The following is a 26782-nucleotide window of genomic DNA, read 5'->3' on the forward strand; positions in this document are numbered from 1 at the left end:
TACATTTTTAATGGAAATATAACCTATTCAGCTGGTTATTAGTTAGTTATGGTACCATTTATATCATGGAATATTTATTCGTATAGAACTTTAAACCTAAATATTTAGGTTTAAATACTCAAATTTAATAATATACAAATCGATAATATTATATAAATATAGATTTATAAACCGAAATCAAGTTTAACATTTACAATTATCAAAACGTAAACTTTAAAATAGTAAACACTAATGAATGTTAACCCTAAATTATCAGAGAGTAGAATAACCATAAATCCACAAAATTCTGATTATCTGAATGAGCGCCCGAATATTTAAAAATACGCGAATTTTGAAGGGGGTAAAATGACGTTAAATGACTTGTTTATAATGGTTTAAGCACAAAAAAAGTGCCCCTGAAGGACACTCAATCTAGCTCAAAAATACCAAAAAACAGACTACTTTTAGTGCAAAATGAAGAAAATAAGCTCTTTCATGAGGTCTCCAGCACTAGTATTAGGGTTATCTAACCCCTTACTTTTTGCATCTATTTCTCTTATCTTAGAAATTATCTGCATAGTTTTCATTCCTGAGTAATTTCTCATACCTGTAACATAGTCTTTGGCAGCCCATCCATTTCTTAATTCTAGGAATTCTGCAACAGCATTTTCGTTCATCATATTAGGAGAATAATATGCTATCATCAAATTTTCGAAATATGAAAAGAGCAACGGGAGAATTGAGAAGAGTGAACCAGCCTTAGGGTTGCTGTCAAAATATTTTACTATTTGATTTGCCTTAAAAACATCTCTTCTTATGATTGCATTTCTAAGTTCAAAAGTATTAAACTCTTTACTTACTCCAATTTCTTTTTCAACAACATCTGATGTTACTCTCCTATCAGAATCAGAAAGTGATATTAGAACTTTGTCTAACTCTGAAGTTAATCTGTTAAGATCAGCTCCAACATGTTCAGCAATTATCAAAGCTGTTTTTGAATCAATGGTAGCACGATTTTTTTTCAGATACGATTCTATGAAACCAGGAAGTTCACGATCGTATAATTTCTTACTTTCGAAAATAACGGCTCCACCTTCAAGTGCTGCTGGAATAATTTTCTTTCTTTTGTCAATACTGCCATTTTTGTGACAGAATACTAAGATGGTTGATTTTGCGGGATTTTTGAAATACTTTTCTAAAGGTTCTGTATTCTTCAAATTCTGGGACTCTTTAACAATCACCACTCTATATTCAGACATCATCGGAAAACCTTTTGCAGAATCGACAATTTGAGCAGCTGTTATATCTGCACCAAACACAATACTTTGATTGAAATCTTTTTCCTCTGGCTTAAGTACATTTTCAGCAATAAATTCAGAAATCTTATCAATGTAATATGATTCTTCTCCCATTAATATATAAATAGGTGAAAACTTACGCGCATTAAGATCACGCATAACTGTTTCATATGACACTCCTGTATTTTTTCTTTCAGGCATCTTTCTATTTAAATTATTTTGTTTATCTTTGCAAAAATAGCAAAATGATTCCATTAAACCTACCAGATTACGAAATAAAGTTATCGGGAACTCCAGATAAACCTGCGATTTTCGACGTACTTCGCCGAAAATATGTTTCGCTTACTCCTGAAGAATGGGTTCGCCAACATTTTATACACTTCATGATTGAACAAAAAGGTTATCCACTTAGCTTGTTAGCAAACGAAGTAAAACTAAAAGTTGGTGAGAAAAAACTCAGAGCAGATAGCGTATTATACTCAACAGAGTTGAAACCAAGGATGATTATAGAGTATAAAGCACCCACCATAAACATTACCCAAAAGGTATTTGATCAAATTACAGTATACAATATGTTGCTCCACGTAGACTATCTTATAGTCACAAACGGGCTACAACACTATTGCTGCAAGATGGATTATGCAAGTAAAAAATATTTATTTTTAAAGGATATTCCTGACTACAAAAATATCTGACAAAAATTAAATAAAAGATACGCTATAGAAGGAATTATATTCGCTTTATTAATACCATTTTAGGAACAACATTAGGTTCTGCATTTGTGCTTTTTATGAAATACAAAATGCCTTTAAAATGAAGAAGACCATACGTTAGATTTGTACTATGTGCTATAATCGCTACTTCAATATGAGCGGAATTATAGAACTTATTAGTGGAATACTTATAGCATCTTTTATGCCCCCTATACTACCATATTTATTAAGTTTTAAAGCAGGTGATATAATTTATGTGGTTATTGAATAATTAAATCCAGAAGCATCAGAAGGTCCGTACAGCAATATGCCTACAATCGGATTTACCATCATGATGATTCTGGATGTAATATTAAGCTAATAGCTTTATTAAAAAATAAGGCTGTCCACTGCTTAATTACAATCTAGTTGGATTGTAATCAAGCAGTGCTACTTCTCCACTTTCCAAAGATGCTTTCACATCAATAATACGCTGGTTACTACTTCCTCGAAACATCAAGTCTGTATCTTTCAATTTCAGCACAAAAGGTCCATCAACCAAAACATCTATTTTTTCAAGCAAAGACTTCTGGGCATGATTTTTAATTAAGGTTTCAAACTTAAAACCCGTAAAGCACCATATTGTCTTTGATGTCTCAACACGTATAGCCTCAGCAAGTTCAGCAAATCCTTCAGGCTGAAACATTGGATCACCACCAGAAAATGTGACATTGGCAAACGGATCTTCTTTTATTATATCCATTACTTCAGTTGTTGTCATCATCTTACCGTTGTTGATATCCCATGACTGAGGATTATGACAACCAGCACAAGCATTAGGGCAACCAGCACAATAAATTGATGTACGAAAGCCTGGTCCGTCAACCATTGTGTCATGAACTATATCTAATATACTAATCATAATCAAAAAATCCCTCCTCTTATTGAGGAGGGATGTTATAAAGAGAATTATTTGTTTGAATTTACATGTATTACACGATCGTTAAGTTCAGCCAACTTGGCATGATTCCAACGATCAGTAGTACCTACAAGATAACCTGTAATCCTTTGTAGTTTATCTATATTTGCGCTTCCACACTTAGGGCATACTTCAAGTTCAGTATCAGCATTTTCATAACCACAATCCATGCAACGGTTACGATTATGATTTACACTGCCATATCCCATATCATACTTATCCATCATATCTACAACACTAGATATTACATCCGGATTATGTGTTGCATCACCATCTATTTCAACATAGAAAATATGTCCACCACGTGTAAGATCATGATAAGGAGCCTCTATCTGAGCCTTATGCATTGCAGAACATTTATAATATACAGGTACATGGTTTGAGTTTGTATAGTATTCACGGTCTGTAATACCATCAATCACACCAAATTCCTTTCTATCATATTTTGTAAAACGACCAGAAAGACCTTCAGCCGGAGTTGCGAGAATACTGTAATTATGCTGATAGAGTTCTGAGTAATCATTTGCGCAATCACGCATAAAAGTAATAACCTTAACTCCTAAGTTCTGAGCCTCATCACTTTCTCCATGATGCTTGCCTACAAGAGCTTTCAGACACTCAGCCAATCCAATAAATCCAATACCCAGAGTACCTTGATTGATTACCTTTTCTATTGTTTCATCAGGATTCAACTTATCACAATCTATCCAAAGTTTTGTCATAAGCAAAGGGAATTGCTTAACAAAAGCTGTCTTCTGAAACTGAAAACGCTCATCAAGTTGCTTTGCAGTAATATCAAGGATATTTTTCAACTTGTCAAAGAATACATTTATACGCTGATTCTTATCCTCAATACCCATGCATTCTATAGCCAACTTCACGATATTAACAGTAGTGAAGCTCAAGTTTCCGCGAGCTACACTCGTCTTAGGTCCAAAACGGTTTTCAAACACACGTGTGCGACATCCCATAGTTGCAATTTCCCATTTATAACGTTCAGGATCATCTGCATTCCATTTATCATTCTGATTAAACGTGGCATCTAAATTCAGGAAATTAGGGAAGAAACGACGTGCAGTAACTTTGCAAGCCAATTTATAAATATCATAATTTCTATCTTCCGGCAGATAGTTTACACCACGTTTTTTCTTCCAGATCTGTATCGGGAATATAGCTGTCTCGCCATTACCTACACCCTCATAAGTAGACTTCAGTAATTCGCGCATTACACAACGACCTTCAGCAGACGTATCTGTTCCATAATTTATTGAAGAAAACACAACCTGATTTCCACCACGGCTATGAATAGTATTCATATTATGGATAAACGCCTCCATAGCCTGATGTACACGATTCACAGTTTTATTGATTGCATGCTGGCACAAACGCTCATCACCTTCAAGCCCATCAAGAGTCTTTTCAATGTAATCTTCTACATTCTTATTATATAATATAGATAAATCATTACCCGTAAGTTTCTCAAGATTCTTAACTTCCTCTATAAATGAAGTTCTAACATAAGGAGCAAGATAAAAATCAAAAGCAGGAATAGCCTGTCCTCCATGCATTTCATTCTGACATGTTTCAAGAGATATACAGGCAAGTACAGCAGCAGTTTCAATGCGCTTTGCTGGACGTGAAGAACCATGACCTGCAACAAATCCATGTTCAAGAATATTGTCCAAAGGATGCTGAACACAAGTTAGACTCTTTGTCGGATAATAATCTTTATCATGAATATGTATGTAATTATGCTTCACTGCATCTCTTACATCCTCAGACAATAAATAATCATCAACAAAAGGTTTTGTCGTTTCTGAAGCAAACTTCATCATCATTCCTGCCGGAGTATCAGCATTCATGTTTGCATTCTCGCGTGTTACCTCATTATTCTTTATGTTGACAATTTCCATAAATACGTCACGAGTTTTCGCTTTTCTTGCAATGCTGCGCTGATTGCGATAAGCTATATATCTCTGCGCAACATCTTTCCGCGCACTCTTCATAAGTTCCAATTCAACAGAATCCTGTATATTCTCAACAGTCATCTGGTCTTTTCCCTTAAAAGAAATGTGATCCGTGATTTTCTGTATTAGTTCATCGTCTTCACCCTTTTCTGTGTGAAGCATTGCCTTACGGATAGCAGCCATAATTTTTTGTTCATTAAAGCCTACTACTCTTCCGTCTCTTTTTACTACTGTCTGTATCATTATTAACCAGTGATTAAGTTATTCAAAAATTCTTCTACAAAGATAGCACTTATATTACAAAGTTATTCTTTTTAGATAACTTTTTGCACGTTAATAAAAGTTAAGTCACTACTAATCAATAACTTGCAAAATAAAAAAGAAAACTTTACTAAATCACAAGTCGTTTTAAGTTTTCTTTTCTGATAATTTTCATAACTATTTAATAACTAACATTTTACGCTTTCGCATAAACTATTTAACTATTTTTATAATATTAGAGGTAACAATTGTTACCAGTATATCAAAATAATAGTATTACCTTTGCACGCGAATTAAGATTAATTAATATTATATTTAACCCACGCTATTATGAGAACAGAATGGAGAGGTTTTAAAGGTAACAAATGGAAATCTGAAGTTGATGTACGAGATTTTATTCAGAACAACTACACAAGCTACGATGGTAACGAGAGTTTTCTTGCTAAGCCTACAAAGGCAACAGAAGAACTCTGGGGCATACTCAAAAATCTACAAAAAGAAGAAAGGGCCAAAGGAGGCGTACTTGACATGGAAACAGAAATTGTTTCAAGTCTTACCGCTTATGGACCTGGATATATTGGAGAAAAGACTAAAGAACTAGAAAAAATAGTTGGTTTGCAAACAGACAAACCATTAAAGCGAGCATTCATGCCTTATGGCGGTATCAAAATGGCGGAGCAAGCTTGCACCACTTATGGGTACCAACCTGCTGACAAACTTCACGAAGTATTTTCTAAATACGTAAAAACTCACAATGATGGAGTTTTCGATGCATATACAACTGAAATGAAGATTGTACGCCACAATCACATCCTTACAGGTCTTCCAGACACTTATGGACGTGGTCGTATAGTAGGTGACTATCGTCGTGTTGCTCTTTACGGTATAGACTTCCTTATACAGGAAAAGAAAAACGACCTAGAGAACATGGGCGACCGCGAAATGATTGATGATGTAATTCGTCTTCGCGAAGAAGTTTCAATGCAGATTAAGGCTCTCAAAGGACTTAAAGAAATGGCTGCTAGCTACGGCTTCGATATTTCTATACCTGCTTCAAATGCTCGTGAGGCTGTACAATGGTTATACTTCGGTTATCTTGGAGCTGTAAAGACTCAGAACGGAGCAGCAATGTCTGTAGGTAGAGTTTCTACTTTCCTTGACATCTATATGACTCGCGACATCAACGAAGGCAATCTTACTGAAGATGACGCACAGGAACTTATCGACCATTTGGTTATGAAGTTCAGAATGGTTAAGTTTGCACGTATCCCTTCTTACAACCAGTTGTTCAGCGGTGACCCAGTTTGGGCTACTCTTGAGGTTGGTGGTATAGGTCAGGACGGCCGTTCTATGGTTACAAAGAATGATTTCCGCTTCTTGCATACTCTTGAGAATATGGGTCCTTCACCAGAACCAAACCTCACCGTATTGTATAGTAAGCGCCTTCCTGATGGATTCAAGAAGTATGCAGCGATGATTTCAGTGACTACAAGTTCTATTCAATATGAGAACGACGATATCATGCGTCCAATTTGGGGTGACGACTATTCTATATGCTGCTGCGTCAGTGCAACACAGACAGGTAAAGAAATGCAGTTCTTCGGAGCACGTGCAAATCTTGCCAAGGCACTTCTTTATGCTATCAACGGTGGTGTAGATGCTAAGTCACGCGAGCAATGCGGTCCTGCATTCCGCCCTATCACTGGCGACGAAGTTACATACGATGAGTTCGCACCTCGCTTTGATGCAATGATGGACTGGTTGGCTAGCGTATATGTAAAGACATTGAATCTTATTCATTATATGCACGACAAGTACTTCTACGAAGCAGAAGAAATGGCTCTCATCGATACTGATGTACGCCGTACATTCGCTACAGGTATTGCTGGTTTCAGCCATGTTGTTGATTCTATCTGTGCCATCAAGTACGCTAAAGTTAATATCATTCGTGACGAGACTGGTTTCCCTACCGATTTTAAGACTGTCGGCGACTTCCCACGTTATGGCAACGATGATGAGCGTGCAGACGAGATTGCAGTATGGTTGCTCAAGACATTCATGAATAAGATCAAGAAATGTCACACATATCGTAATTCAGAGCCTACAACAAGTATCCTTACCATTACTTCAAATGTAGTATATGGTAAATACACAGGTGCTATGCCTGACGGTCGTGCTGCTGGTACACCACTTGCCCCAGGTGCAAATCCTTCATACGGAGCTGAGAAAAACGGTTTATTGGCATCATTAAACTCTGTTGCAAAACTTCCTTATGAATATGCCCTTGACGGTATTTCAAATACACAGACAATAAATCCTGGTGCTCTAGGACATGATGATGAAGAACGCGCCAACACATTGGTTAATGTTATGGACGGTTATTTCAGTCAGGGTGCACATCATCTTAATGTCAACGTATTCGGTATCGATAAACTCAAAGATGCTATGGAGCATCCTGAAAAGGAAGAATATCAGAACTTCACAATCCGTGTCAGCGGATATGCAGTTAAGTTTATTGACCTTACACGCGAACAGCAGTTAGATGTTATCGCACGTCAGGCTCACGAGACTCTTTAATATGACAAAAGCAAACGTTCACTCTATAGAATCCTTCGGCTCGGTTGACGGGCCGGGGATTCGTTTTATCATCTTTTTGCAGGGATGTCCTATGAGATGCCTGTTCTGCCACAATCCTGATACTTGGGAAATAGGTAAGGGGCAGGAATTATCTGCCGACGAACTTCTTGACAAGGCCGAAAGATATAAGTCATATTGGGGTGACGAGGGAGGCATTACGGTAAGTGGCGGAGAAGCATTGCTTCAAATAGACTTTCTAATTGAACTTTTCAGCAAAGCTAAACAAAGAGGCATCAACACATGTCTTGACACGTCTGCACAGCCTTTCACAAGAAATGAGCCATATTTCAGCAAGTTTGAGAAGCTGATGAAATACACTGATACGATATTGCTTGATATCAAGCATATCAACGACAGTGAGCACCGCAAACTAACACATCATGGCAACAGTAATATTCTTGACTGCGCTAAATATCTTAGTGATACAGGCAAGAAAGTATGGATTCGCCACGTATTGATTCCAGGTATCACCGATAAAAAAGAATACCTGACACAGCTAAATGACTTTATCAAGACATTGAAAAACGTTGAACGTGTTGAGATTCTACCCTATCATACTCTTGGAACTTTTAAATACGAAAAATTAAACATTGCATACCCATTGAAAGGCGTTGAATCTCCTTCTAAAGAAAGTATAGACAGAGCCAACGCAATTCTAATGAAAGGACTAGAACTATAGTATATGAAGTATTTATTAATATCTGACATTCATGGTTCACTTCCTAAATTAAAGGAAGCACTGAAACTATTCGATTCAGAGCATTGCGATATGATGTGCATAATGGGCGATATATTGAATTATGGTCCAAGAAACGAAATACCCGAAGGAATAGACCCTAAGGGCATTGCTGAATGTCTTAACGCCATGGCAGACAAGATTATCGCCATAAGAGGCAACTGTGATTCAGAAGTAGACCAGATGCTACTTGATTTTCCTATTATGAGCGACTATACGATGATTGTAGATGAAGGTCATAAATTATTTCTCACCCACGGACACATATACAATAAGGAAAACTTGCCAAAGGGAAACTTTGACGCCATTATATATGGTCACACACACCTATGGGAGCTTTGCAAGATTGGTGGCACTACGATTTGTAACACTGGTTCGGTAACATTCCCCAAAGGAGGCAACTCGCCTACTCTTGCCATATACGAAAATGGAACAATAAAAATATTCCATTTAAATGGCAAACTTATAAAGCAGCTTGCGATCTAAATGGAATATCAAATAGCATAAAGGATATTTATTTACATTAACTATCCTTTTAAAGCTATATTATAATTGTAATATTTTGAATTTCCAGTAATATCCTTTATCACTTTTATAAAAGGAGGGAAATTAACATCTTCATGCGCTGCAATACCTTTGGTTTCAAGAATCATCAAATTCTTCACAGGCTTGAAATAATTATCAAGTTCAAAATACTGTCCCTTCCAAATAAAACTCTTTCTTACCTTACTTATTGTGTTTCTGTAAGGATCAGCCTGTTGTAACAGTGACACATAAAGGTTATTGTTTATCGGGCGTTCAGTCTCTAACTTTTCAGTGTCCGAGATTCTCCTCTTGGTTGTATGCACGTAAACATACTTTCCCTGCCATCCACGACGGCGCAAGCGAACTTCACATCCTGGTTCAGCAACAAGATAAGTCTGTGTAATCTCGCTCTCTATAACTCCAGGTATTTCGCCAGTCAATTCCACAATATACTTTCTTTCCTCAACAATAGGTTGCGGAATACCAAGTACATTTGATATTTCATTCAGCACACGGTGCAGCTTGTTATTGAAATCCTCATGGTTGTTTATCACGCGCAAATGCGGATGTCCTGTCCATGCGTTAATAACCTTTTTATCAAGCTCACGAGCTAATGTAAGTCCTTCAGTGCGCTGTTTGTTATTAGTAGTCGTATAATACTTCTCAGCTCCATCAGCGGCAGAGACCAAATGCAATACCGCATCATAGCGGTGATCTCTCAACATACTAGTACTTGTGCCAACAGAAGCGGTTATTTTCTCCCACATTTCTGGTTTCATGTAGGCTGAAATATCCATAGCCCCACGATCACAAATAATCATTGATGGTTCAGTGCACTGTTCTGCAATGAGCTGGAATTTATCTTCCAGATCAAGCTGAACTTCCAGAGTGGCTTTCTCGCCCTCGTAAAAGAAATCTTTATTGTCTGTGAGATAATCCATTCCAGACTGACTGAACATTGTAGGCACCTCAGGAATAGTGAATACCTTATATCCCAAACTAGAGAAATGCTCTATAACCTTCACCAATGCAGTAGTCTTGCCAGCGCAAGGTCCACCTGTAAGAACTATTTTCTTAATATCTTTCATACTTGTTTTATTGAGTACAATTGAGCAAGCAAAGGTACTCTAAAAATCCCGATTACACAAAATTTTTTATGCTGTTTTGCGTTGACGCCCCTTCACAGCAAGTTCTCTCAATAATTCAGGATGATTTCTGATATATTGCATTTTATATTGACGTGGAGTCATTCCGCGCAAACGATAAAAAGCCACATAAAAGCTCTGACGATTTGAGAATCCAACCATTTCACTGATATCTTCTACCCTCATCTTTGCATATCTTCGATCTGTTAGCATTGTCATAGCCTCATTAACGCGATAATAATTCACCAATTCGCAATAGCTCATATAGAAACGTTCAGCGCATACCGCAGAAATATATCTTACGTTAGTACCTAAATCCTCTGCCAATTTCGTTGCGCTATAATCTTTGTCCTTATACTTTTCCTCTATGATAATTTTCACACGAATTTTCTCCTGTAATTCATCTTTCACACTAGGATTCATAAAACTACGGTAATTTGCTCTTTTCTCCGACTTTTCCTTAATATTGTATTTCGTCATCTCACTTTATATATATACATTTTGTTATTCTGACATCCACCGTGACTATTTCAGCCACTAAATAAATTTAAAAGCGATGCAAAATTACTAAAAGATTGGCAGACAAAGAAAGATTAAAGACACTATTATTGAAAAAAAACAAAAAAAAATTAAGCCTTTATACTCATATACTGATATGCAACATTAACAAGCTAAAAGCCTTTCATAATGATATACAAAACGCATATAGAGATACAATTATTTAAGGCGAGCTTTCTTTGTAACGATTTGTATTTTGTATATTTAGAGTGCCTTCCCTGCATTCTATGTGTTTTTAGCTACGAAGATTTGACAGTCTCGCGAAACCGATAAACAGGGGGGACAAAACGTAGTTTGCAGGATTAACTACGTCAACTTGTGTCGTTTTAAGGATGGAATGTATTCTATGAGTGAATTTGTCAAAAAACTGTTGGCTGTATGTATCTGAGGAACTGAGGATGTAAAGATAGATACAGTAAACGAGAACAGAATTTCCAAGCTTGTTTAAATGTTCTGCCGAATTCCACTGAATTCTCGGCAAAGATACTGCAAAAATTTTGTCCATGCAATCAGATTTAGGTTAGGCTGTTAGCCAAAGTTTTAATTATTAGTGCTACACAGAACTTAATACGCACGCACATCCACACTCTGAATTCTTCTGGAAAACAAGTGTCGAACTGTCTATTCATTGAGCATCAATTCGTTAGAACTCTTTTCGAGTCGAATAAAGTAAGGAGTATTCGTCGGTAAAATATGGGAGAAAATTTCATCGTATTACATTGCACTTTATGAAGTAATTCGATGCGTTTTACGATGTTTTACGGTACGTTTTACGATGAAATGCATTGCGTTTTACGAAGCATTAGGAGGTAAAACATCGTAGAAACGTTTGCGTTTCTATATAGAAACGGAACTCTTTCTATATAGAAACGCATGCAGAACTCGAAATTTGACCATCAGATCACTGTCACTTTTATTTATCAAATTCGTCGATAAAATATTGATAATCATCAAGTTGCCACTTCGACACTTATATTTTGAAAACTCCTGAGTGCGCGTGTGTATGCGCGTACATTATATATACACAGAAATAGATAACGTAGCACATCGAAGATAAATTGACCTAACTACATATCATCAAGCCCTCTATTTATAGGTTTTGTAAAACTGCCATAGCTCGTAGCTAAAAAAGCGTCACAAAAACGCAGAAAAGACAGCCTAAATGTACAAAATTCAAATCGTCACCGAGAGATCCTAGTTTTAAACTTTTATTTTATAATACATCACACTAAATGTTAATCATTTTAAGTAGACACTTTATGATAAATTATATTATAAATATCTTGTCGTTTCAAAAAAGTTATATAACTTTGTCATTTAACAAATAAACAAATACATATATGGCACTATTAGATAATTTAAAATGGAGATATGCAACTAAGGCATATGACTCTACAAAAAAAGTAGATCAAACGGATATCGACAAAATCATAGAAGCTGCACGTCTAGCTCCTACCTCTTCAGGTTTGCAGCAATTTAGAGTAATTGATATTAGCGATCAGGAACTGAAAGAAAAAATAGTTCCCATTGCTATGGATCAACACAATATAGCTCAATGCTCTCATCTTTTGGTTTTTGTAGCATGGGATAAGTACACTGAAGAAAGGATAGATAATGTCTACAATTATATCACAGACCAAAGAGGATTGCCAAGAGGCAGATTTAATTCTTATACCAATAAACTCAAAGCTTTATATCTTAAACAGACCCCTGAAGAGAATTTTGCTCATACAGCCAGACAGGCTTACATTGGTTTAGGAATCGCTTTAGCACAGGCAGCTGAGTTGAAAGTAGACAGCACTCCTATGGAAGGTTTTGACAATGATGCTTTAGATGAACTCTTGGATCTGAGATCTAAAGGACTCAGAAGTGTTGTATTAATGGCTATTGGCTATAGAGATACCGCAAATGACTGGCTGGCAAGCATGAAGAAAGTCAGAGTGCCAAAAGAAAATTTTGATATAGAATGTAAGTAGATTCTTTTTGATATATTTCAAACATTGTGGTTATTGCAATAAAACAGTGTCACAAAGATATTCCTCTTTGATGGGATACACTATTATAGGGATGCGCTATTTCAAAGCACATCCCTATAATCTTTATATTCAATCAATACAATACAACAGTCTTACGAGATGAAATCAGCGAATATTTTATATCAGTTGATTATAACTTTATTAAATTGCAAAAGTTACATTCGTATGTATCTTAATCATACTATTTAGCATTCATGCTCCAATAGTATCTTCAAGGAATAATCTGTGTATCCTTTTATAAATCCGTAATTTCCTTCATCCTTAATAGATTAACTTAGCATTTATATTATAATTGACCAGATCAGTTAGTATATATTTTAAATCGAAAAACTGTTAAAAACATCTAATTATGTAATGATTTTAAATAATATATGTGTTTTATATATATCTTTGACCGAAGTGATTTCACCCTAGACAACAAAATGAGTTGCCAGATGCGATGACGGTCAATTTCAAAATTATTAATAACTATAATATAAATAAATTAGGAGGAAGTTTATGTTGAATAAAGAAATTGAAAAAGCTCTTAATGAGCAAGTCAATGTAGAGATGTGGTCGGCTTATTTATACTTATCTATGGCTGCTTATTGTCATTCAATTCGCTACACAGGTATGGGTAATTGGTTTGAAGTCCAGTTTAAGGAAGAACAGGATCATGCTAAAATTTTGTTCAATTATATTATCCGTCGTGATGGTAGAGTTGAACTAGAAGGTTTGGACGCTGTTCCTAAAGAATGGAAATCTTTACATGAACTCTTCGAGAGTACTTTAAAACACGAGCAGGATATTACGGCTAAAATCAATAATCTGGTATCTTTAGCGAAGGCTAATAACGATTATGCTACAGAAAGTCTTCTACAATGGTTCATTGACGAGCAAGTTGAAGAAGAAGACAATGCAAGGGATATTATTGATAAGCTGGATATGATTAAAGATAATGGTTTCGGTATTTATATGATCGATAAAGAACTTGCTGCAAGAACCTACACATTAGCAGCTCCATTAGCAAACTCTGTTTTATAAAAAGATAAAACGCTTTTGAAGAATTCAATGATACTTTTCTTTTATCCCAATAAAAGAAGTTAAACAAAATACTAGGTCTTGATTCCAAAAAGAAATGAGACTTAGTTTTTTTTGTGATACACATTGTAATTGGTTTTTTCTTTATCGTTGTAACTCTAATTGATGAAATTACCCAACATAAAATCTATTATATTATAAACGGCATAAACACAAAAAAAGCTAAGTAGTAAAACTACTTAGCTTTCTGGGTGGGCGGTGGGGTTCGAACCCACGACATTCAGAACCACAATCTGACGCTCTAACCAACTGAACTACGTCCACCATTTTAAAAGTACTTCGCTATTGTTGTTTAGCGGGTGCAAAGGTAAGAGAAAAAAATGTTATTGCCAAATTTTTCTCTTACTTTTTTACAAATTTTATTTAGCAGGTCCAACAGGTGCTTGTGGAGCTGTCTTCTGTGCACCAGCAGGTGCTGCTTGTTGACTGGCACCAAAGCCTTGTGTATTTGTTGGATTTGTTGTCTGATTTTGAGTTGCGCTGTTTTCCATAACGCTTTGCTCTGTTGTTGCTTGTGGTGCTACATAAGCGCATGCTACACTAAGTACAACCATTGCAATGGCCAAAGCCCATGTTGCTTTTTCTACAACATCTGTAGTTTTGCGGACACCCATAATGGCATTAGAAGATGAAAAGTTTGATGCCAAACCACCACCTTTAGATTCTTGGATAAGTACTACAAGCACCATGAATATAGCTGCAAGTACTATCAAACTTACGAATAATGTGTAAATCATTTCCTTATTTTTTATTTTTATTATTTATTATCAATTTCTCTAAGAAACGTATTTGGTCTGCAAAGTAAGCATTTTTTTTTGGAATATTCAAATTTAAACGCTTAATTATTTCCAAAGCCTTTTCGTAACGACCTTGTTTTATATAAATTCTTGCTAATGTTTCCGTGAAATAACATTCATCGCCTTCCCTTTCCTCATCCTGTTTTTCGGTTTCTTTATGAGCTGTATTATCAGAAGTTTCCAAGTTATATGCTTGATAGTCTTCTGATAAATTTGTCTCTTCCTTTAGGTTGAAACCTCCGTCTTCAATAAAACTATTGATAAGGTCGGTTGTTCTATCGGCATTTGAACAGTCTGTACTAATAACCTTAACGCCATTTTCAGCAACCTTTTCCGGTTTTTTGTCTTCATCTTCAATCTCAAGAAGGTATGAAACATAGTCAATGGCTGCATCTGCAAGTGTAGGCTTTCTCTTTTCCTTTGGACTTTCTGAATCCGAGTCTTTTGGAATAGAGCCCAAGAAGCTATCTATGAGGGTAGTTGTGCGATCACCATTATCTTTCTCATCTTCTTTTGCTTTAGCCTCCAACCTTTGCTCATTCCTATATTTATAATGTGCAGCCTCAATCATATTGAAAATCACACGACGATCACTGATACATATTGCTGTGCGTCTCAACTCTTCGTCGAAAGACGGATCATGCAGTATATACAGATTTTGCAATAATAGGATGCGTGCTGTCTGATAGTATGGATGGAGCGCGATAAGACTTCGGAGATCATAAAGGGTCTCCTTGTCCATATATTCTGGATGTTGTATAAGGCGTTTTAGGTCCATAGATTACCAATTGGCTACTGTTGCATTAAATATCTGATCTGAAAGGTCTTTCACCATCTGAGTTACAAGCTCTTCCTGAACAGAGTTAAGATTTTTTGTCGTTTCGTATGTTGATGTAGCAGTAAACTGCTTTTCAAAATCAGCGCTATGGTTTGCGTTGTTGGTGAATCTCACGTTTACAGTCATAGATAATTCTGTCTGTGCAGAGTAACCTTGACTAGATACGGATTTGTTTCTTTGAGCGTATTGTGTTATCTCACCTTCTATCTTCATATCGCCGTTACGCTTTACTTGAGAAAGATGAGTATGGTTGGCAAATTGATCTTTTAGGGTATTATTGAACAATGGTGCCATTGGTCCCCATACATAACTTGAGCGTATAGGGAAATCAGAAATCTGGATAGTCTTAGTCTTGGTGTAATCAATAACTCCACCGTTAAATTTATAGCTGATTTTGCATGATGACAACATCATTGCAAAAATACATACAGACAGCAACATAGTTATGTGCCATCTTGCAGATACCATGTTCTTCAATTTACTATATATAATATTTCTTTTCATTTCTTTCAGCGAATTCACTGTTCCTATGAGGTTTACAAGTTCGGAATACTATTCCTTATCAAGTCCGTATTGTTTTATTCTTCTATAAAGTGTGCGGTCAGAAATACCGAGTTCCTGAGCAGCTTTCTTTCTATTGCCTCCATTACGTTCCAGTGCCTTTTCTACCATTTGGCGTCCAAGATCATTTAGATTGAGGCTTGCTGTATCATTAATTTCCTCAGCAATGGCGTCATAGGCAGCAGAAGCACTTTCCAAATTAGGATTCAATATAGAGTATTGCTGTGCATCATTTGGTGCCACTATAGGCTGTGACTCTGCAGCTACAGGAAATTGTCTTCCTTGAAATCCTTGAGCACCCGACAAAGCACGCTCTTCATCCAACTGCTTACGCAGGCTGTTCATATCGCGTCTCAAGTCACTTACGTTTCCACGTAGTTCGTATAATATCTTATATAGAATCTCACGTTCTGTCTCGTAAGAATGCTCACCTGGTTTGTTTATAGTAGCAAGCTGTGTGCTTTCTGCATCCTGCGGAATAAACTGCAATAACTGCTGTGCACTTATGTCACGCTGTTCACTCAATACAGACATCTGCTCTGTGATATTCTTCAGTTGGCGTACGTTTCCCGGCCACTTATATTTAAGCAATATCTCTTTTGCGTCTTCGTCAAGCACGATCTTAGGCAAATGATATTTGTCTGCCATCTGCATAGCGAATAGGCGGAAAAGCAGTATGATATCGTTACCGCGGTCACGCAATGGCGGAACCTGTATTGGAATCGTGTTCAAACGATAGTATAAGTCTTCACGAAAGCGACCTTCACTGATTGCTTTCTGCATATTGACATTAGTAGCAGCAACTATGCGCACATCAGTCTTTAGTATTTTTTGTCCACCTACACGAATATACTCTCCTGTTTCAAGCACGCGTAAAAGGCGTGCCTGTGTTGCAAGTGGCAACTCTCCTACTTCATCAAGAAATATAGTACCCTTATTGGCAGTTCCGAAATAACCGTCGCTTTCACCTATTGCACCAGTAAAAGATCCTTTCTCGTGTCCGAACAGTTCGCTGTCAATAGTACCTTCAGGTATTGAACCACAGTTGATAGCGAAATATTTCTCTCTTCGGCGTGGAGAATTGTCGTGGATGACTCGTGGAATGATTTCCTTTCCGACACCACTTTCTCCTACAATAAGCACAGAAAGGTCTGTAGGTGACACCTGAAGGGCGACATCTAAAGCTCTGTTAAGTGCATCACAGTTACCTACGATGTTATAGCGCTGTTTTATTTTTTGTAGTTCTGATGTATTCATTGGATGACAAAATTACATAATTTATTCTTAAACACTGCAATTTTGGCAGATTTTTATGAGTCTTTAGGCTTTGTATTATCCAATTTTATCAACAGGAGTCCTATACAAGTCCAAACAAGCTCACGCAAACGTACTAGCAGTGCGACGAATATACCAGCACCAGCTGATATTCCAAGTCCAGCTGTTGCCATGAGGAATCCACCCTCACGTCCTCCCAATTGAAGAGGAATGAAAAACAGAAGGTTAGCAAACAAACTAGTGAAAGCCAATATCATAACACATTGCAAAAAGCTTACATTTGGCATTATCACTAGAAGAATAAAGAACACCTCCAATGCAGAAGATATCCTAGAGGAAAGTTCTAATAATACAGCCGAAAAGAATGTCTTTGGGTTCTGTGCGTGCAATGCTGCTATTTGTTGGTCTATCGTGTCAAGTTGTTCCTTGTGACTTTCCACAAATTTCCGTGCCCATTTCTTTATTAATGGAATATGTTTTATGAAATTCATCACACGGTTTGCAAGTCCCTTGCGGTAACCAGACAGAAAGAACCATATTCCCAGTAGACAGAAAGATCCTATCACTGTGAGAAGTATAGCCATTAACAGCGTTACTTTTTGTGTGAAGATAAAAAGAAATATCGAAAGGAACCAGAACAAGAAGTGACAGAATACATGTGTCATAGAAAACAATATGACAGACGAAGAGGCTCTTTCTGTACCTATCTTTGGCACAAGAGACATTATTCTGTATGGCACTCCACCCATAAGTCCACCAGGAGTTGCATAGTTCAACGCAAATGCTGAAATAGTTATCTTATATAACCAACTAAAACGGATGCGCTCGTGCTCAGGTTTTGCTTCCTGCGAATTTATTATCAGATACCATGATGAGGTATTAATAAAATAAAGAAAGAACCACAGAGTAAGAACAGCTATAAACCAATATCCGGCATGACGCAATCCGTTCCACACTTGGTGGAAATCAAGCTGCGTAACCATTATCAAGAGAACGATAAAACCGAATATGAAAAATATGTTTTGATATTTCTTTTTCATCTATTTTCTCTTTTCTTTGGAATTGAAAATCTTATTTTATCTCCATCATCATGCTTCTCATGATAAAGCTTCTGAAGCGGGTTGTGCATAGGATCATCATAATTCGCACGATTGCGGAATATGTCTATAGCAGTGTATATTGAGTTACGGAATGCAGCCTCGTCAGCTACACCTTTTCCCGCAATGTCAAATTCAGTTCCGCAATCTGGTGTTACAGTAACGAGTTTAAGTCCTGCATCGAACTTCACAATGCCATCAGTAGATATTGCCTTAAAAGCAGGAATACCCTGATCATAATACATCGCTATAACTCCATCGAAATCTCCATAATATCCATTTCCAAAGAATGCCTCTGATGAATAAGGACCAAAAGTCTGTATACCAGCTTCTGCAAGCTCATCTATAGCAGGAATCAGAATTTCATTTTCCTCTTTGCTTAGTTGTCCAGGATTAAGAGATAATATTGCTACACGAGGAGAAGACACATTGAAATCTCTGCATATTGACTTGAATAGCTTTGTGGCTTTCTCCTTAATTGAATCCTTGCTTATAGATTCTGGCACATCCTTGATAGATACGCCTTCTGTGGCTACAACCATTCGCATTGTGTCATTGAGATATACAGACATTGACTTTTGACCATCTCCCAAGCATGTCTCAATATATTTGCTTATACCATGGAATTTATAGCCCTCAACATTAATATTAGTGTTGTCTACAGGACAATTTATTAAAACATCGTATGCTCCATCACGGAAATCTGTCATCGCACGGTCTAGAGCTTTAATAGCTGCATAACCACTTTCTTCTGTTGGAGTGCCAAGTTCAACCTTGATGTCATCATCATAACATGTCAACAGGTTTACTCGTCCGTCAACAGCTTCGCTAGCATCATTAATGATACTGAAATTAGCTTGAATATCAAGCGCTTTTCTATGATAAGCTGCTATTTTTGGAGAACCGTATATAATTGGAGTGCATAGTTCCAATATTTCCGGTTCTGCAAAGGTTTTAAAAATAAGTTCATATCCGATACCGTTGGTATCTCCATGTGTAATAGCCACACGATTTTTTTTATTTTCCATTGTTTTTATATTTAAAGAACCCAATTACAGTCTTAAACTGATTGAGTAGATTTGTCTTATCTTTGATTTAAGGATCCAATATGGAATACTCGCATAGATATTTCTATAATTCATCTTTTGTATTTCCGTTCTTTTTCGATGTCGACAACAGACCGCAAGCCGCAAATATATCCTGACCACGACTGGCACGTATTGTTGTAAACAATCCATGGTTAGTTAGATAATCACGGAATTCTTCCATTTTCTTCTCTTCTGCGCTATGCAAAGGAATGTTTGGAATCTTGTGGAATCTTATCAAGTTTATACGGCAGTTAAGTCCCTTCAATAACTTCACGATTTCACGTGCGTGAGTTGTTGAGTCGTTAACGCCTCCAAAAACGATATACTCAAAAGATAAACGGCGCTGATGACTGAAATCGTAGTTCTTCAAAAGTTCTACTATTTCCTCAATACCCATACCCTTTTGGGCAGGCATCAACTCAGCACGCTGTTCTGGAATAGCCGTATGCAGACTTATAGCCAAATGACATTCGCTTTCCTCTATAAATCTCTGCAATTTATTTTTTACACCAACACTACTTACTGTAATTCTCTTTGGACTCCAAGCCCAACCATAATCCGCAGTAAGTATTTCTGTAGCACGCAGCACATTGTCAAGATTATCCATAGGCTCTCCTTGTCCCATGAATACAATATTCGTGAGTTTGTCAGACTCTGGCAATGAATAAATTTGATTAAGTATATCTTTTGCGTCAAGATTGCCTTCAAATCCCTGCTTACCTGTCTGACAGAACATACAGTTCATTTTACAGCCTACCTGTGACGAAACGCATAGTGTAGCTCTGTCATTATCAGGAATGTACACTGACTCAACAAATTTCCCATTATCAGTAGGAAATAGATATTTTATAGTTCCGTCTTTAGAGTGCTGTGCATCAGTAGGTTTAGCACATCCAATAGTATATTTTTCTTCGAGTTTTATACGGTTACCTTTAGATATATTTGTCATCTCGTCAATAGACTTTACATGATGCTCATATATCCATTTAGCCATTTGTCCACCAGTAAAGGCAGGCATACCAAGTTCTTTCGCGACAGCCTTAAGTTCTGTTAAGGTCAAGCCTAGAAGTGATCTCTTTAAAGAATTCATAGTGCAAAGATAGTGTAAACGACTGGAAAAGCAAAATAAAACAAAGTTTTTTATTTATATTCAGATGGCAACCTATCTATCCAAAGATAGACGTTTTTTTAAAAAAACTTATTGAAATAGACCATAAATGTAATATAATTGTTATCTTTGTGGTCAAAATTAATATCATTTATGAGAGGAAAAATAGATTGCTTCCTGCCTTGTGAAGACATAAAAAACATAGATAAAACGCTATCTGTGCTTAGGCAAAGCAAGACCGTACAACATATTAACTTATTGGTTGACAGTAGCTTCAGATTAAACAATGCTCCAGAAGATTGCGCTCTTATCGCAATCGACAATATAGTTTCAACAAAGACTATTTTGGATATTGAGGAGAATACGGATACTGATTATGTAATGCTATATCTAAAAACCACTCCTGTATCTTTCGGACCGTTTGCATTAGACCGAATGTTGCATGTCGCAGCTGATACAGATGCAGCTATGGTTTATAGCGATTATTATTCGGTTGTTGATGGTAAGACCGAGAAACATCCTGTTATTGATTATCAGATTGGTAGCGTGAGAGATGATTTTGATTTCGGTTCTATGCTACTTGTCAAGGCAGACTTATTACATGAATACGCCAACAGTATTTCAGGAAACGAGAAGGCTTACTATAAATATGCCGGACTTTATGATTTCAGACTGTTTCTGAGTCGTAAAGGAGAACTGTTCCATATCAATGAATTTCTATATACCGAGTTAGAGCTTGATACACGAAAAAGTGGAGAGAAACAATTTGATTACGTCAATCCACGCAATCGTGAGGTACAGATTGAAATGGAAAAGGCTGTAACAGCACATCTTGCGGCAATAGGCTCATTGATTGATACTAATTATTACAGAAAGCCAGATTTCAAGGAACAGGATTTTGAATACGAGGCTTCTATTGTTATTCCTGTATTCAACCGTGAGAAAACGATTGCTGATGCTGTAAATAGCGCTTTAGAACAGAAAACCAGTTTCAAGTATAATGTAATTGTTGTAAACAACCATAGCACTGACCGTACTGGAGAGATTCTTAACAGTTTGAAAAATGACAAACTTATTGTCATCGAACCTGAAAGAAACGACTTAGGTATTGGTGGTTGTTGGAACATGGCTATTAATGATGACAGATGCGGAAAGTTTGCTGTGCAGTTGGATAGCGACGATTTATATTCTTCTGCTCGCACATTGCAGTTGATCATTGAAGCCTTCCACAAGCAGAAAGCTGCCATGATCATTGGTGCTTACCGCATGTGTGACTTTGATTTAAATACACTTCCTCCTGGAATGATTGACCACCGTGAGTGGACAGAAGATAACGGATGCAACAATGCATTGAGAATAAATGGACTAGGCGCACCTAGAGCATTTTTCACTCCTTTAGTAAGAGAGATTCAATTCCCTAACACCAGCTATGGTGAGGACTATGCACTTGGTTTGGCTTTCAGCCGCAGATATCGTATCGGAAGAATATATGATGAGCTATATCTGTGTCGTCGATGGGGAGGAAACAGTGACGCAGCACTGAGTATTGAAAAGATTAATGCAAACAATTTATATAAAGACCGTTTGCGTACGATGGAAATCAAGGCGCGCCAGCAAATGCTTGCAGGAAAAACGGATATCATTGTAGACAGCAGTTTGCAGCGTTTCTTCAGTCGTCAGTTGGAAGTATGGACTGACGTAAGTACTCGTTATCGCGATCTGCATAATGTACAGCTCAAGCAGATTGGTGATATGAAGGTTCAGTTCAATCCTGGAAGAATTGTAAGTACTGGAGCTAAGATTGATTCAAAGACCTTGGAAAAGCGACCATGTTTTCTTTGTGATTCCAATCGCCCTAAAGAGCAGATGGCTAAGAGCATTGACGATAAGTTCGCATTGCTAGTAAACCCATTCCCTATCCTGCCTACTCATTTCACTATACCTGCAAAGAGACATCAATTGCAGAGCATCAAGAAGAACTATGGTGAAATTTATAAGATATTATCTAGATTTGATGACATCATCGTGTTCTACAATGGTCCTAAATGTGGTGCAAGTGCACCTGACCATCTGCATTTTCAGGCAGGAACAAGCGGCATCATACCGTTGCAGACTGAATGGCAGAGATTGAGCCGAAACATGGAACAAATAGTTTCACTCAATGATGATGAAGGCATATATGTTCTGACAGATTTTGTTGTACCGGCAATTGTTATCAAGAGCCGCAACTGTGAAAACGACAGCAATCTGTTCAGACGTGTATATAATGCGATGCCATTGCGTGACGGAGACATTGAACCAATGATGAATATCATCAGTTGGATAAGTGGCGACGATCATATAACTGTAGTTATACCAAGAGAGAAGCATCGTCCAGAATGCTATTCTATTGAAGGCTATGGACAAATGCTAGTCAGTCCTGGTGCACTTGACATGGCTGGCTTACTCATTACTCCACGAGAAGAGGATTTCGTTAAGATTGATGCTCAAAAGGCTTCTGACATCTTGAAGGAATGCGGAGCAAGCGAACAGACTATGAAGGTTATCAAAGATAATCTCAACGTTAGGATGGCAGAAAGCAAGCATGTTGATTATTATCCAAAACAACCTGACGTAACAGTAGGAATAGTTAGCGGAGAAAAAATAAAGTTCAAACTTAACAAACCTTATCTGGCTAAGGGTGAAGCTGTAGAGGGCGATCAGGAAGTGGAATTCTCTGAAGGTGGAATCCTATGGAATGGCAATCAATACAGTCAACTGGTTTTCAGTCCACAAAGTCAGGAAGCGTCTTTCTCGCTTTTTGATGTCACGATAGGTGTAAACTTCCATTGGGAGCGTAAGGAAACACAGACATTCCTTGGTTCGCTTAAACTTGTTGTAGAGGCAGATAAGATATGCGCTATCAACGAATTGCCTGTAGAAAGGTATTTGGAGAGCGTTATTTCAAGTGAGATGAGTGCTACTTCAAGTCTTGAATTACTAAAGGCCCATGCTGTTATTTCTCGTAGTTGGCTATTAGCTCAGATGAGAAAGCGTACGGAACTTAACGAAGGGGGAAACAACTTCTTCTCTTTCATTAAGAAAGATGATGAACTTATCCGTTGGTATGACCGTGAAGATCATACTATATTCGATGTATGTGCTGATGACCATTGCCAGCGTTATCAAGGTATAACGAAGGAAACAAGTAAGCATGTTGCCGAAGCTATACGCCAGACTAAGGGACAGATCCTTGCCAGCGACGGAGAGATTTGCGATGCCCGCTTTTCTAAATGCTGTGGTGGAGAAACTGAAGAGTTCCAGTATTGCTGGGAAAATATAAAGAAACCTTATCTGTTAGCCGTTAGAGACGATAGTTCTGAAACTTCTCCTGATGATTTGACCGTAGAGGCAAATGCTGTGAAATGGATACGTTCTAATCCTGAAAGTTTCTGCAACACTACTGATAAAGAAATCTTGTCACAGGTGCTTCAAGACTATGATTTGGAGACGGCAGACTTCTATCGTTGGAAGGTTAGCTTCACGCAACAAGAAATATCTGCACTTATCGAGGACAAGATGAAACTAGGATTAGGCAACATTCTTGATCTTATTCCTTTGGAACGTGGCAAGAGCGGACGTATATCTAAGTTGAAAATTGTTGGTAAAAACAGAACTTTCACTATAGGAAAGGAACTTGAGATACGCCGTACATTAAGCGAAAGTCATTTATACAGTTCTGCTTTTGTCGTAGATAAATATGACACTGACGAAAACGGAGTTCCACAGCGCATAGAACTTATTGGTGCTGGCTGGGGACACGGTGTAGGCTTATGCCAGATTGGTGCTGCTGTAATGGGCGAAAAAGGTTATGATTATAATGACATTCTACTGCATTATTATAAAGGTGCAGAGATTGAAAAACTATATAAATAGAAAATGAAAGAAAGAAATCCTTGGGCTTGGGTGCCGACACTTTATTTTGCTGAAGGCTTGCCTTATATCGCTGTAACGGTATTGGCAATCGAGATATATATGCAACTTGGACTTAGCGACGCAGAGATCACATTCTATACGTCGTGGCTTTACTTGCCATGGGTAATAAAACCATTCTGGAGTCCATTCCTTGATTTGTGCAAGACTAAACGTTGGTGGATAACGACAATGCAGTTGCTTTTAGGAGCAGCCTTTGCTGGTGTTGCGTTTACTATTCAGGCAGACTGGTGGTTGCAGGGCAGTATCTGCTTCTTCTGGATGTTAGCATTCTCTAGCGCTACGCATGATGTTGCTGCAGACGGTTTCTATATGATGGGACTTGACCAGCACGAACAGGCATTCTTTGTTGGCATACGAAGCACATTCTATCGATTATCCATGATAGTTGGTAAGGGCGTACTCATCATGTTGGCAGGAGTGTTACAGGTAATGTTCCGCTATCAGATCAAGTTTTCTTGGAGTCTGATATTCTATGGACTCACAGGCTTGTTCATCGCTTTCTATCTATATCATAACTTTATATTGCCACATCCAAAGGAAGATGTAAACCATGAGGAAAAGCAAGATGCTAAAGTCATATTTCATGAATTCCTTATGACATTCGCTACTTTCTTCAAAAAGAAACAGATACTTACCGCTATTGCGTTCATGTTGCTGTTCCGTCTTCCAGAGGCTCTTCTCACCCCTATTTCGCAGTTGTTCTTGCAAGCTCAGTCAAGTAAAGGTGGTCTGGGATTATCACCACAGGAATTTGGATTGGTTAATGGAACTGTAGGAGTGATAGGACTTCTTGCTGGTGGCATCATCGGCGGAATGCTTGTCAGCAAAGACGGACTGAAGAAATGGTTGTGGCCAATGACATTTGCTATCACTATTCCTAATGTAGCTTATGTATATCTTGCTTATGTGATGCCCGACAGTTTGATAGCAATAAATACATGTGTATTCTTTGAAAACTTCGGTTATGGATTCGGATTCAGCGCTTATATGCTGTTCATGATATATTTCAGTCAGGGCGAGCATAAGACATCTCATTATGCCCTTTGCACAGGCTTCATGGCTCTTTCTATGTTGATTCCAGGACTCTTTGCCGGAGCGCTTGCACAGTTTGTTGGCTACAGAATGTTCTTCGTCATCGTGATGTTGAGCTGCTTGTTGCCATTCGTCGTGGCATCCTTCCTTAAAGTTGATTCTGAATTTGGACGTAGAGAATAATAGAATATCTTTCTATTCTTATATATATAATAAAAGAGGTTTATTAATCAATAAACCTCTTTGTTATTTCATTATACTTATCAATTCTCCTGTCACGCAAGAATGGCCACCAACGGCGCACCTGCTCACTATGTTCCATATCTATGGTAAGAAGTTTGGTGCCTTCTTCGTTATTGCTTGCACGGTACAACATCTCACCTTGTGGACCTGCTACAAAGCTGCTTCCCCAAAACTCGATACCGTTTGTCTGCTTGCTTGGATCAGGCTCATATCCCACACGGTTTACTGCAACTACAGGCAGCCCATTTGCTACTGCATGTCCACGCATAACCGTTGTCCACGCTTCTCGCTGTCGTTCCTGCTCCTCTTTGGCGTCGCTGCTTTCATATCCTATCGCTGTTGGATATATCAGTATTTCCGCTCCGCTAAGTGCCATTAGGCGAGCTGCTTCTGGATACCATTGATCCCAACAAACCAATACGCCTAATTTACCAACGCTTGTTTGTATTGGGTGGAAACCTAGATCACCTGGAGTGAAATAAAACTTTTCATAATAAGCTGGGTCATCCGGAATATGCATCTTTCGGTATTTACCTGCTATCGTTCCGTCTTTCTCTATTACTACGGCTGTATTGTGATACAGTCCAGGAGCACGTTTCTCAAACAGAGAGGTTACGATGACAACATTGTTATCTTTTGCCAGTTTACCATAGAAATCAGTAGATGGTCCTGGTATAGGTTCTGCTAAATCAAAGTTATTGACATCCTCAACTTGACAGAAGTATAGTGAATTATGAAGTTCCTGAAGCACGATAAGTTGTGCTCCTTCATGAGCAAGTCTTTCAATGTTTTCAGATAGTCTGCGCATGTTATCATTTGTGTCAGCTATATTGTGCTGTTGTATAATGCCTATTTTAAGTTCTCTCATATTTCTG

Annotated in this window: 21 protein-coding genes and 1 tRNA gene; 8 read left to right on the forward strand and 14 right to left on the reverse strand. The window is 37.6% G+C overall.

The features are described from left to right. Nucleotides 1–443: 443 nt before the first annotated feature. A complete protein-coding gene (gene holA / locus HEQ28_RS06120) occupies nucleotides 444–1478 on the reverse strand; it encodes a DNA polymerase III subunit delta (RefSeq protein ID WP_434504260.1) in 1035 nt (344 codons plus the stop codon). A 44-nt stretch (nucleotides 1479–1522) separates the two neighbouring features. On the opposite strand from holA, the gene HEQ28_RS06125 reads away from it, so the two are divergent. Beyond that, the gene (locus HEQ28_RS06125; protein WP_434504261.1) at nucleotides 1523–1972 is read left to right on the forward strand and encodes a type I restriction enzyme HsdR N-terminal domain-containing protein; all 450 of its coding nucleotides are present in this window, start codon (nucleotides 1523–1525) and stop codon (nucleotides 1970–1972) included. Between the two features lie 415 nt (nucleotides 1973–2387). Here the strand turns inward: HEQ28_RS06125 and nrdG are convergent, their stop codons facing one another. Both nrdG and HEQ28_RS06135 read right to left on the reverse strand, forming a co-directional pair. Continuing rightward, nucleotides 2388–2891, reverse strand: coding sequence for an anaerobic ribonucleoside-triphosphate reductase activating protein (nrdG, locus tag HEQ28_RS06130; protein WP_434504262.1), 504 nt, complete (start codon nucleotides 2889–2891; stop codon nucleotides 2388–2390). A 47-nt stretch (nucleotides 2892–2938) separates the two neighbouring features. After that, a complete protein-coding gene (locus HEQ28_RS06135; RefSeq protein WP_434504263.1) occupies nucleotides 2939–5158 on the reverse strand; it encodes an anaerobic ribonucleoside triphosphate reductase in 2220 nt (739 codons plus the stop codon). 348 nt (nucleotides 5159–5506) lie between these two features. On the opposite strand from HEQ28_RS06135, the gene pflB reads away from it, so the two are divergent. From pflB to yfcE, 3 genes are read left to right on the forward strand one after another with little or no spacing between them, the layout of a single operon-like run. Further along, on the forward strand, nucleotides 5507–7753 hold the full coding sequence (gene pflB / locus HEQ28_RS06140; RefSeq protein ID WP_434504264.1) for a formate C-acetyltransferase: 2247 nt from the start codon (nucleotides 5507–5509) through the stop codon (nucleotides 7751–7753). Between the two features lies 1 nt (nucleotide 7754). Further along, a complete protein-coding gene (pflA, locus tag HEQ28_RS06145) occupies nucleotides 7755–8492 on the forward strand; it encodes a pyruvate formate-lyase-activating protein (protein WP_434504265.1) in 738 nt (245 codons plus the stop codon). 3 nt (nucleotides 8493–8495) lie between these two features. Beyond that, nucleotides 8496–9035, forward strand: coding sequence for a phosphodiesterase (gene yfcE / locus HEQ28_RS06150; protein WP_434504266.1), 540 nt, complete (start codon nucleotides 8496–8498; stop codon nucleotides 9033–9035). Between the two features lie 41 nt (nucleotides 9036–9076). Here the strand turns inward: yfcE and HEQ28_RS06155 are convergent, their stop codons facing one another. Together HEQ28_RS06155 and HEQ28_RS06160 are read right to left on the reverse strand one after the other, a co-directional pair. Then, complete coding sequence (locus HEQ28_RS06155; protein ID WP_434504267.1) at nucleotides 9077–10162, reverse strand: AAA family ATPase; 1086 nt, start codon at nucleotides 10160–10162, stop codon at nucleotides 9077–9079. 66 nt (nucleotides 10163–10228) lie between these two features. Next, nucleotides 10229–10699 (reverse strand): helix-turn-helix domain-containing protein, encoded by a 471-nt coding sequence (locus HEQ28_RS06160; protein ID WP_434504268.1) that lies wholly within the window; start codon nucleotides 10697–10699, stop codon nucleotides 10229–10231. 1418 nt (nucleotides 10700–12117) lie between these two features. Between HEQ28_RS06160 and HEQ28_RS06165 the strand changes: the two genes are divergently transcribed. Both HEQ28_RS06165 and HEQ28_RS06170 read left to right on the forward strand, forming a co-directional pair. Continuing rightward, on the forward strand, nucleotides 12118–12753 hold the full coding sequence (locus tag HEQ28_RS06165) for an NAD(P)H-dependent oxidoreductase (protein ID WP_434504269.1): 636 nt from the start codon (nucleotides 12118–12120) through the stop codon (nucleotides 12751–12753). A 558-nt stretch (nucleotides 12754–13311) separates the two neighbouring features. After that, a complete protein-coding gene (locus HEQ28_RS06170) occupies nucleotides 13312–13836 on the forward strand; it encodes a ferritin (protein ID WP_434504270.1) in 525 nt (174 codons plus the stop codon). 247 nt (nucleotides 13837–14083) lie between these two features. On the opposite strand, the gene HEQ28_RS06175 is transcribed toward HEQ28_RS06170, so the two are convergent. The 8 genes from HEQ28_RS06175 to rlmN form a co-directional block, all read right to left on the reverse strand. Then, nucleotides 14084–14157 (reverse strand) — tRNA-His (locus tag HEQ28_RS06175). Nucleotides 14158–14252: 95 nt separating this feature from the next. Beyond that, a complete protein-coding gene (secG, locus tag HEQ28_RS06180; RefSeq protein ID WP_434504271.1) occupies nucleotides 14253–14630 on the reverse strand; it encodes a preprotein translocase subunit SecG in 378 nt (125 codons plus the stop codon). A gap of 4 nt (nucleotides 14631–14634) precedes the next feature. Continuing rightward, a complete protein-coding gene (locus tag HEQ28_RS06185) occupies nucleotides 14635–15468 on the reverse strand; it encodes a tetratricopeptide repeat protein (protein WP_434504272.1) in 834 nt (277 codons plus the stop codon). A gap of 3 nt (nucleotides 15469–15471) precedes the next feature. Further along, complete coding sequence (locus HEQ28_RS06190) at nucleotides 15472–15969, reverse strand: LptE family protein (RefSeq protein WP_434504430.1); 498 nt, start codon at nucleotides 15967–15969, stop codon at nucleotides 15472–15474. Nucleotides 15970–16080: 111 nt separating this feature from the next. Next, on the reverse strand, nucleotides 16081–17346 hold the full coding sequence (locus HEQ28_RS06195; protein ID WP_434504273.1) for a sigma-54 interaction domain-containing protein: 1266 nt from the start codon (nucleotides 17344–17346) through the stop codon (nucleotides 16081–16083). A 53-nt stretch (nucleotides 17347–17399) separates the two neighbouring features. Then, nucleotides 17400–18404: a lysylphosphatidylglycerol synthase transmembrane domain-containing protein gene (locus tag HEQ28_RS06200; protein ID WP_434504274.1), complete on the reverse strand. Its 1005-nt coding sequence runs from the start codon at nucleotides 18402–18404 to the stop codon at nucleotides 17400–17402. Beyond that, nucleotides 18401–19489, reverse strand: coding sequence for a PdxA family dehydrogenase (locus tag HEQ28_RS06205; RefSeq protein ID WP_434504275.1), 1089 nt, complete (start codon nucleotides 19487–19489; stop codon nucleotides 18401–18403). The genes HEQ28_RS06200 and HEQ28_RS06205 overlap by 4 nt, the downstream gene beginning before the upstream one ends. A 103-nt stretch (nucleotides 19490–19592) precedes the next feature. Further along, nucleotides 19593–20639, reverse strand: coding sequence for a 23S rRNA (adenine(2503)-C(2))-methyltransferase RlmN (rlmN, locus tag HEQ28_RS06210; protein ID WP_434504276.1), 1047 nt, complete (start codon nucleotides 20637–20639; stop codon nucleotides 19593–19595). A 171-nt stretch (nucleotides 20640–20810) separates the two neighbouring features. Here rlmN and HEQ28_RS06215 point away from each other — a divergent pair, with 171 nt between their 5' ends. Both HEQ28_RS06215 and HEQ28_RS06220 read left to right on the forward strand, forming a co-directional pair. Continuing rightward, nucleotides 20811–24572 carry a DUF4922 domain-containing protein gene (locus tag HEQ28_RS06215; protein ID WP_434504277.1) on the forward strand — a complete coding sequence of 1254 codons (3762 nt, stop codon included), beginning with the start codon at nucleotides 20811–20813 and terminating at the stop codon, nucleotides 24570–24572. Between the two features lie 3 nt (nucleotides 24573–24575). Further along, nucleotides 24576–25847, forward strand: coding sequence for an MFS transporter (locus HEQ28_RS06220; RefSeq protein ID WP_434504278.1), 1272 nt, complete (start codon nucleotides 24576–24578; stop codon nucleotides 25845–25847). A gap of 43 nt (nucleotides 25848–25890) precedes the next feature. On the opposite strand, the gene HEQ28_RS06225 is transcribed toward HEQ28_RS06220, so the two are convergent. After that, nucleotides 25891–26775, reverse strand: a complete 885-nt coding sequence (locus HEQ28_RS06225; RefSeq protein ID WP_434504279.1) for a carbon-nitrogen hydrolase — start codon at nucleotides 26773–26775, stop codon at nucleotides 25891–25893. Nucleotides 26776–26782: the final 7 nt, after the last annotated feature.

Source organism: Prevotella sp. (assembly GCF_051059605.1).
In the GTDB taxonomy this organism is placed as follows: Bacteria; Bacteroidota; Bacteroidia; order Bacteroidales; family Bacteroidaceae; genus Prevotella.

What these genes read in the sequence shown, in the direction of transcription:
- holA (WP_434504260.1), bottom strand. Translation starts at nt 1,478, where the DNA reads ATGCCTGAAAGAAAAAATACAGGAGTGTCATATGAAACAGTTATGCGT.
- HEQ28_RS06125 (WP_434504261.1), top strand. Translation starts at nt 1,523, where the DNA reads ATGATTCCATTAAACCTACCAGATTACGAAATAAAGTTATCGGGAACT.
- nrdG (WP_434504262.1), bottom strand. Translation starts at nt 2,891, where the DNA reads ATGATTAGTATATTAGATATAGTTCATGACACAATGGTTGACGGACCA.
- HEQ28_RS06135 (WP_434504263.1), bottom strand. Translation starts at nt 5,158, where the DNA reads ATGATACAGACAGTAGTAAAAAGAGACGGAAGAGTAGTAGGCTTTAAT.
- pflB (WP_434504264.1), top strand. Translation starts at nt 5,507, where the DNA reads ATGAGAACAGAATGGAGAGGTTTTAAAGGTAACAAATGGAAATCTGAA.
- pflA (WP_434504265.1), top strand. Translation starts at nt 7,755, where the DNA reads ATGACAAAAGCAAACGTTCACTCTATAGAATCCTTCGGCTCGGTTGAC.
- yfcE (WP_434504266.1), top strand. Translation starts at nt 8,496, where the DNA reads ATGAAGTATTTATTAATATCTGACATTCATGGTTCACTTCCTAAATTA.
- HEQ28_RS06155 (WP_434504267.1), bottom strand. Translation starts at nt 10,162, where the DNA reads ATGAAAGATATTAAGAAAATAGTTCTTACAGGTGGACCTTGCGCTGGC.
- HEQ28_RS06160 (WP_434504268.1), bottom strand. Translation starts at nt 10,699, where the DNA reads ATGACGAAATACAATATTAAGGAAAAGTCGGAGAAAAGAGCAAATTAC.
- HEQ28_RS06165 (WP_434504269.1), top strand. Translation starts at nt 12,118, where the DNA reads ATGGCACTATTAGATAATTTAAAATGGAGATATGCAACTAAGGCATAT.
- HEQ28_RS06170 (WP_434504270.1), top strand. Translation starts at nt 13,312, where the DNA reads ATGTTGAATAAAGAAATTGAAAAAGCTCTTAATGAGCAAGTCAATGTA.
- secG (WP_434504271.1), bottom strand. Translation starts at nt 14,630, where the DNA reads ATGATTTACACATTATTCGTAAGTTTGATAGTACTTGCAGCTATATTC.
- HEQ28_RS06185 (WP_434504272.1), bottom strand. Translation starts at nt 15,468, where the DNA reads ATGGACCTAAAACGCCTTATACAACATCCAGAATATATGGACAAGGAG.
- HEQ28_RS06190 (WP_434504430.1), bottom strand. Translation starts at nt 15,969, where the DNA reads ATGTTGCTGTCTGTATGTATTTTTGCAATGATGTTGTCATCATGCAAA.
- HEQ28_RS06195 (WP_434504273.1), bottom strand. Translation starts at nt 17,346, where the DNA reads ATGAATACATCAGAACTACAAAAAATAAAACAGCGCTATAACATCGTA.
- HEQ28_RS06200 (WP_434504274.1), bottom strand. Translation starts at nt 18,404, where the DNA reads ATGAAAAAGAAATATCAAAACATATTTTTCATATTCGGTTTTATCGTT.
- HEQ28_RS06205 (WP_434504275.1), bottom strand. Translation starts at nt 19,489, where the DNA reads ATGGAAAATAAAAAAAATCGTGTGGCTATTACACATGGAGATACCAAC.
- rlmN (WP_434504276.1), bottom strand. Translation starts at nt 20,639, where the DNA reads ATGAATTCTTTAAAGAGATCACTTCTAGGCTTGACCTTAACAGAACTT.
- HEQ28_RS06215 (WP_434504277.1), top strand. Translation starts at nt 20,811, where the DNA reads ATGAGAGGAAAAATAGATTGCTTCCTGCCTTGTGAAGACATAAAAAAC.
- HEQ28_RS06220 (WP_434504278.1), top strand. Translation starts at nt 24,576, where the DNA reads ATGAAAGAAAGAAATCCTTGGGCTTGGGTGCCGACACTTTATTTTGCT.
- HEQ28_RS06225 (WP_434504279.1), bottom strand. Translation starts at nt 26,775, where the DNA reads ATGAGAGAACTTAAAATAGGCATTATACAACAGCACAATATAGCTGAC.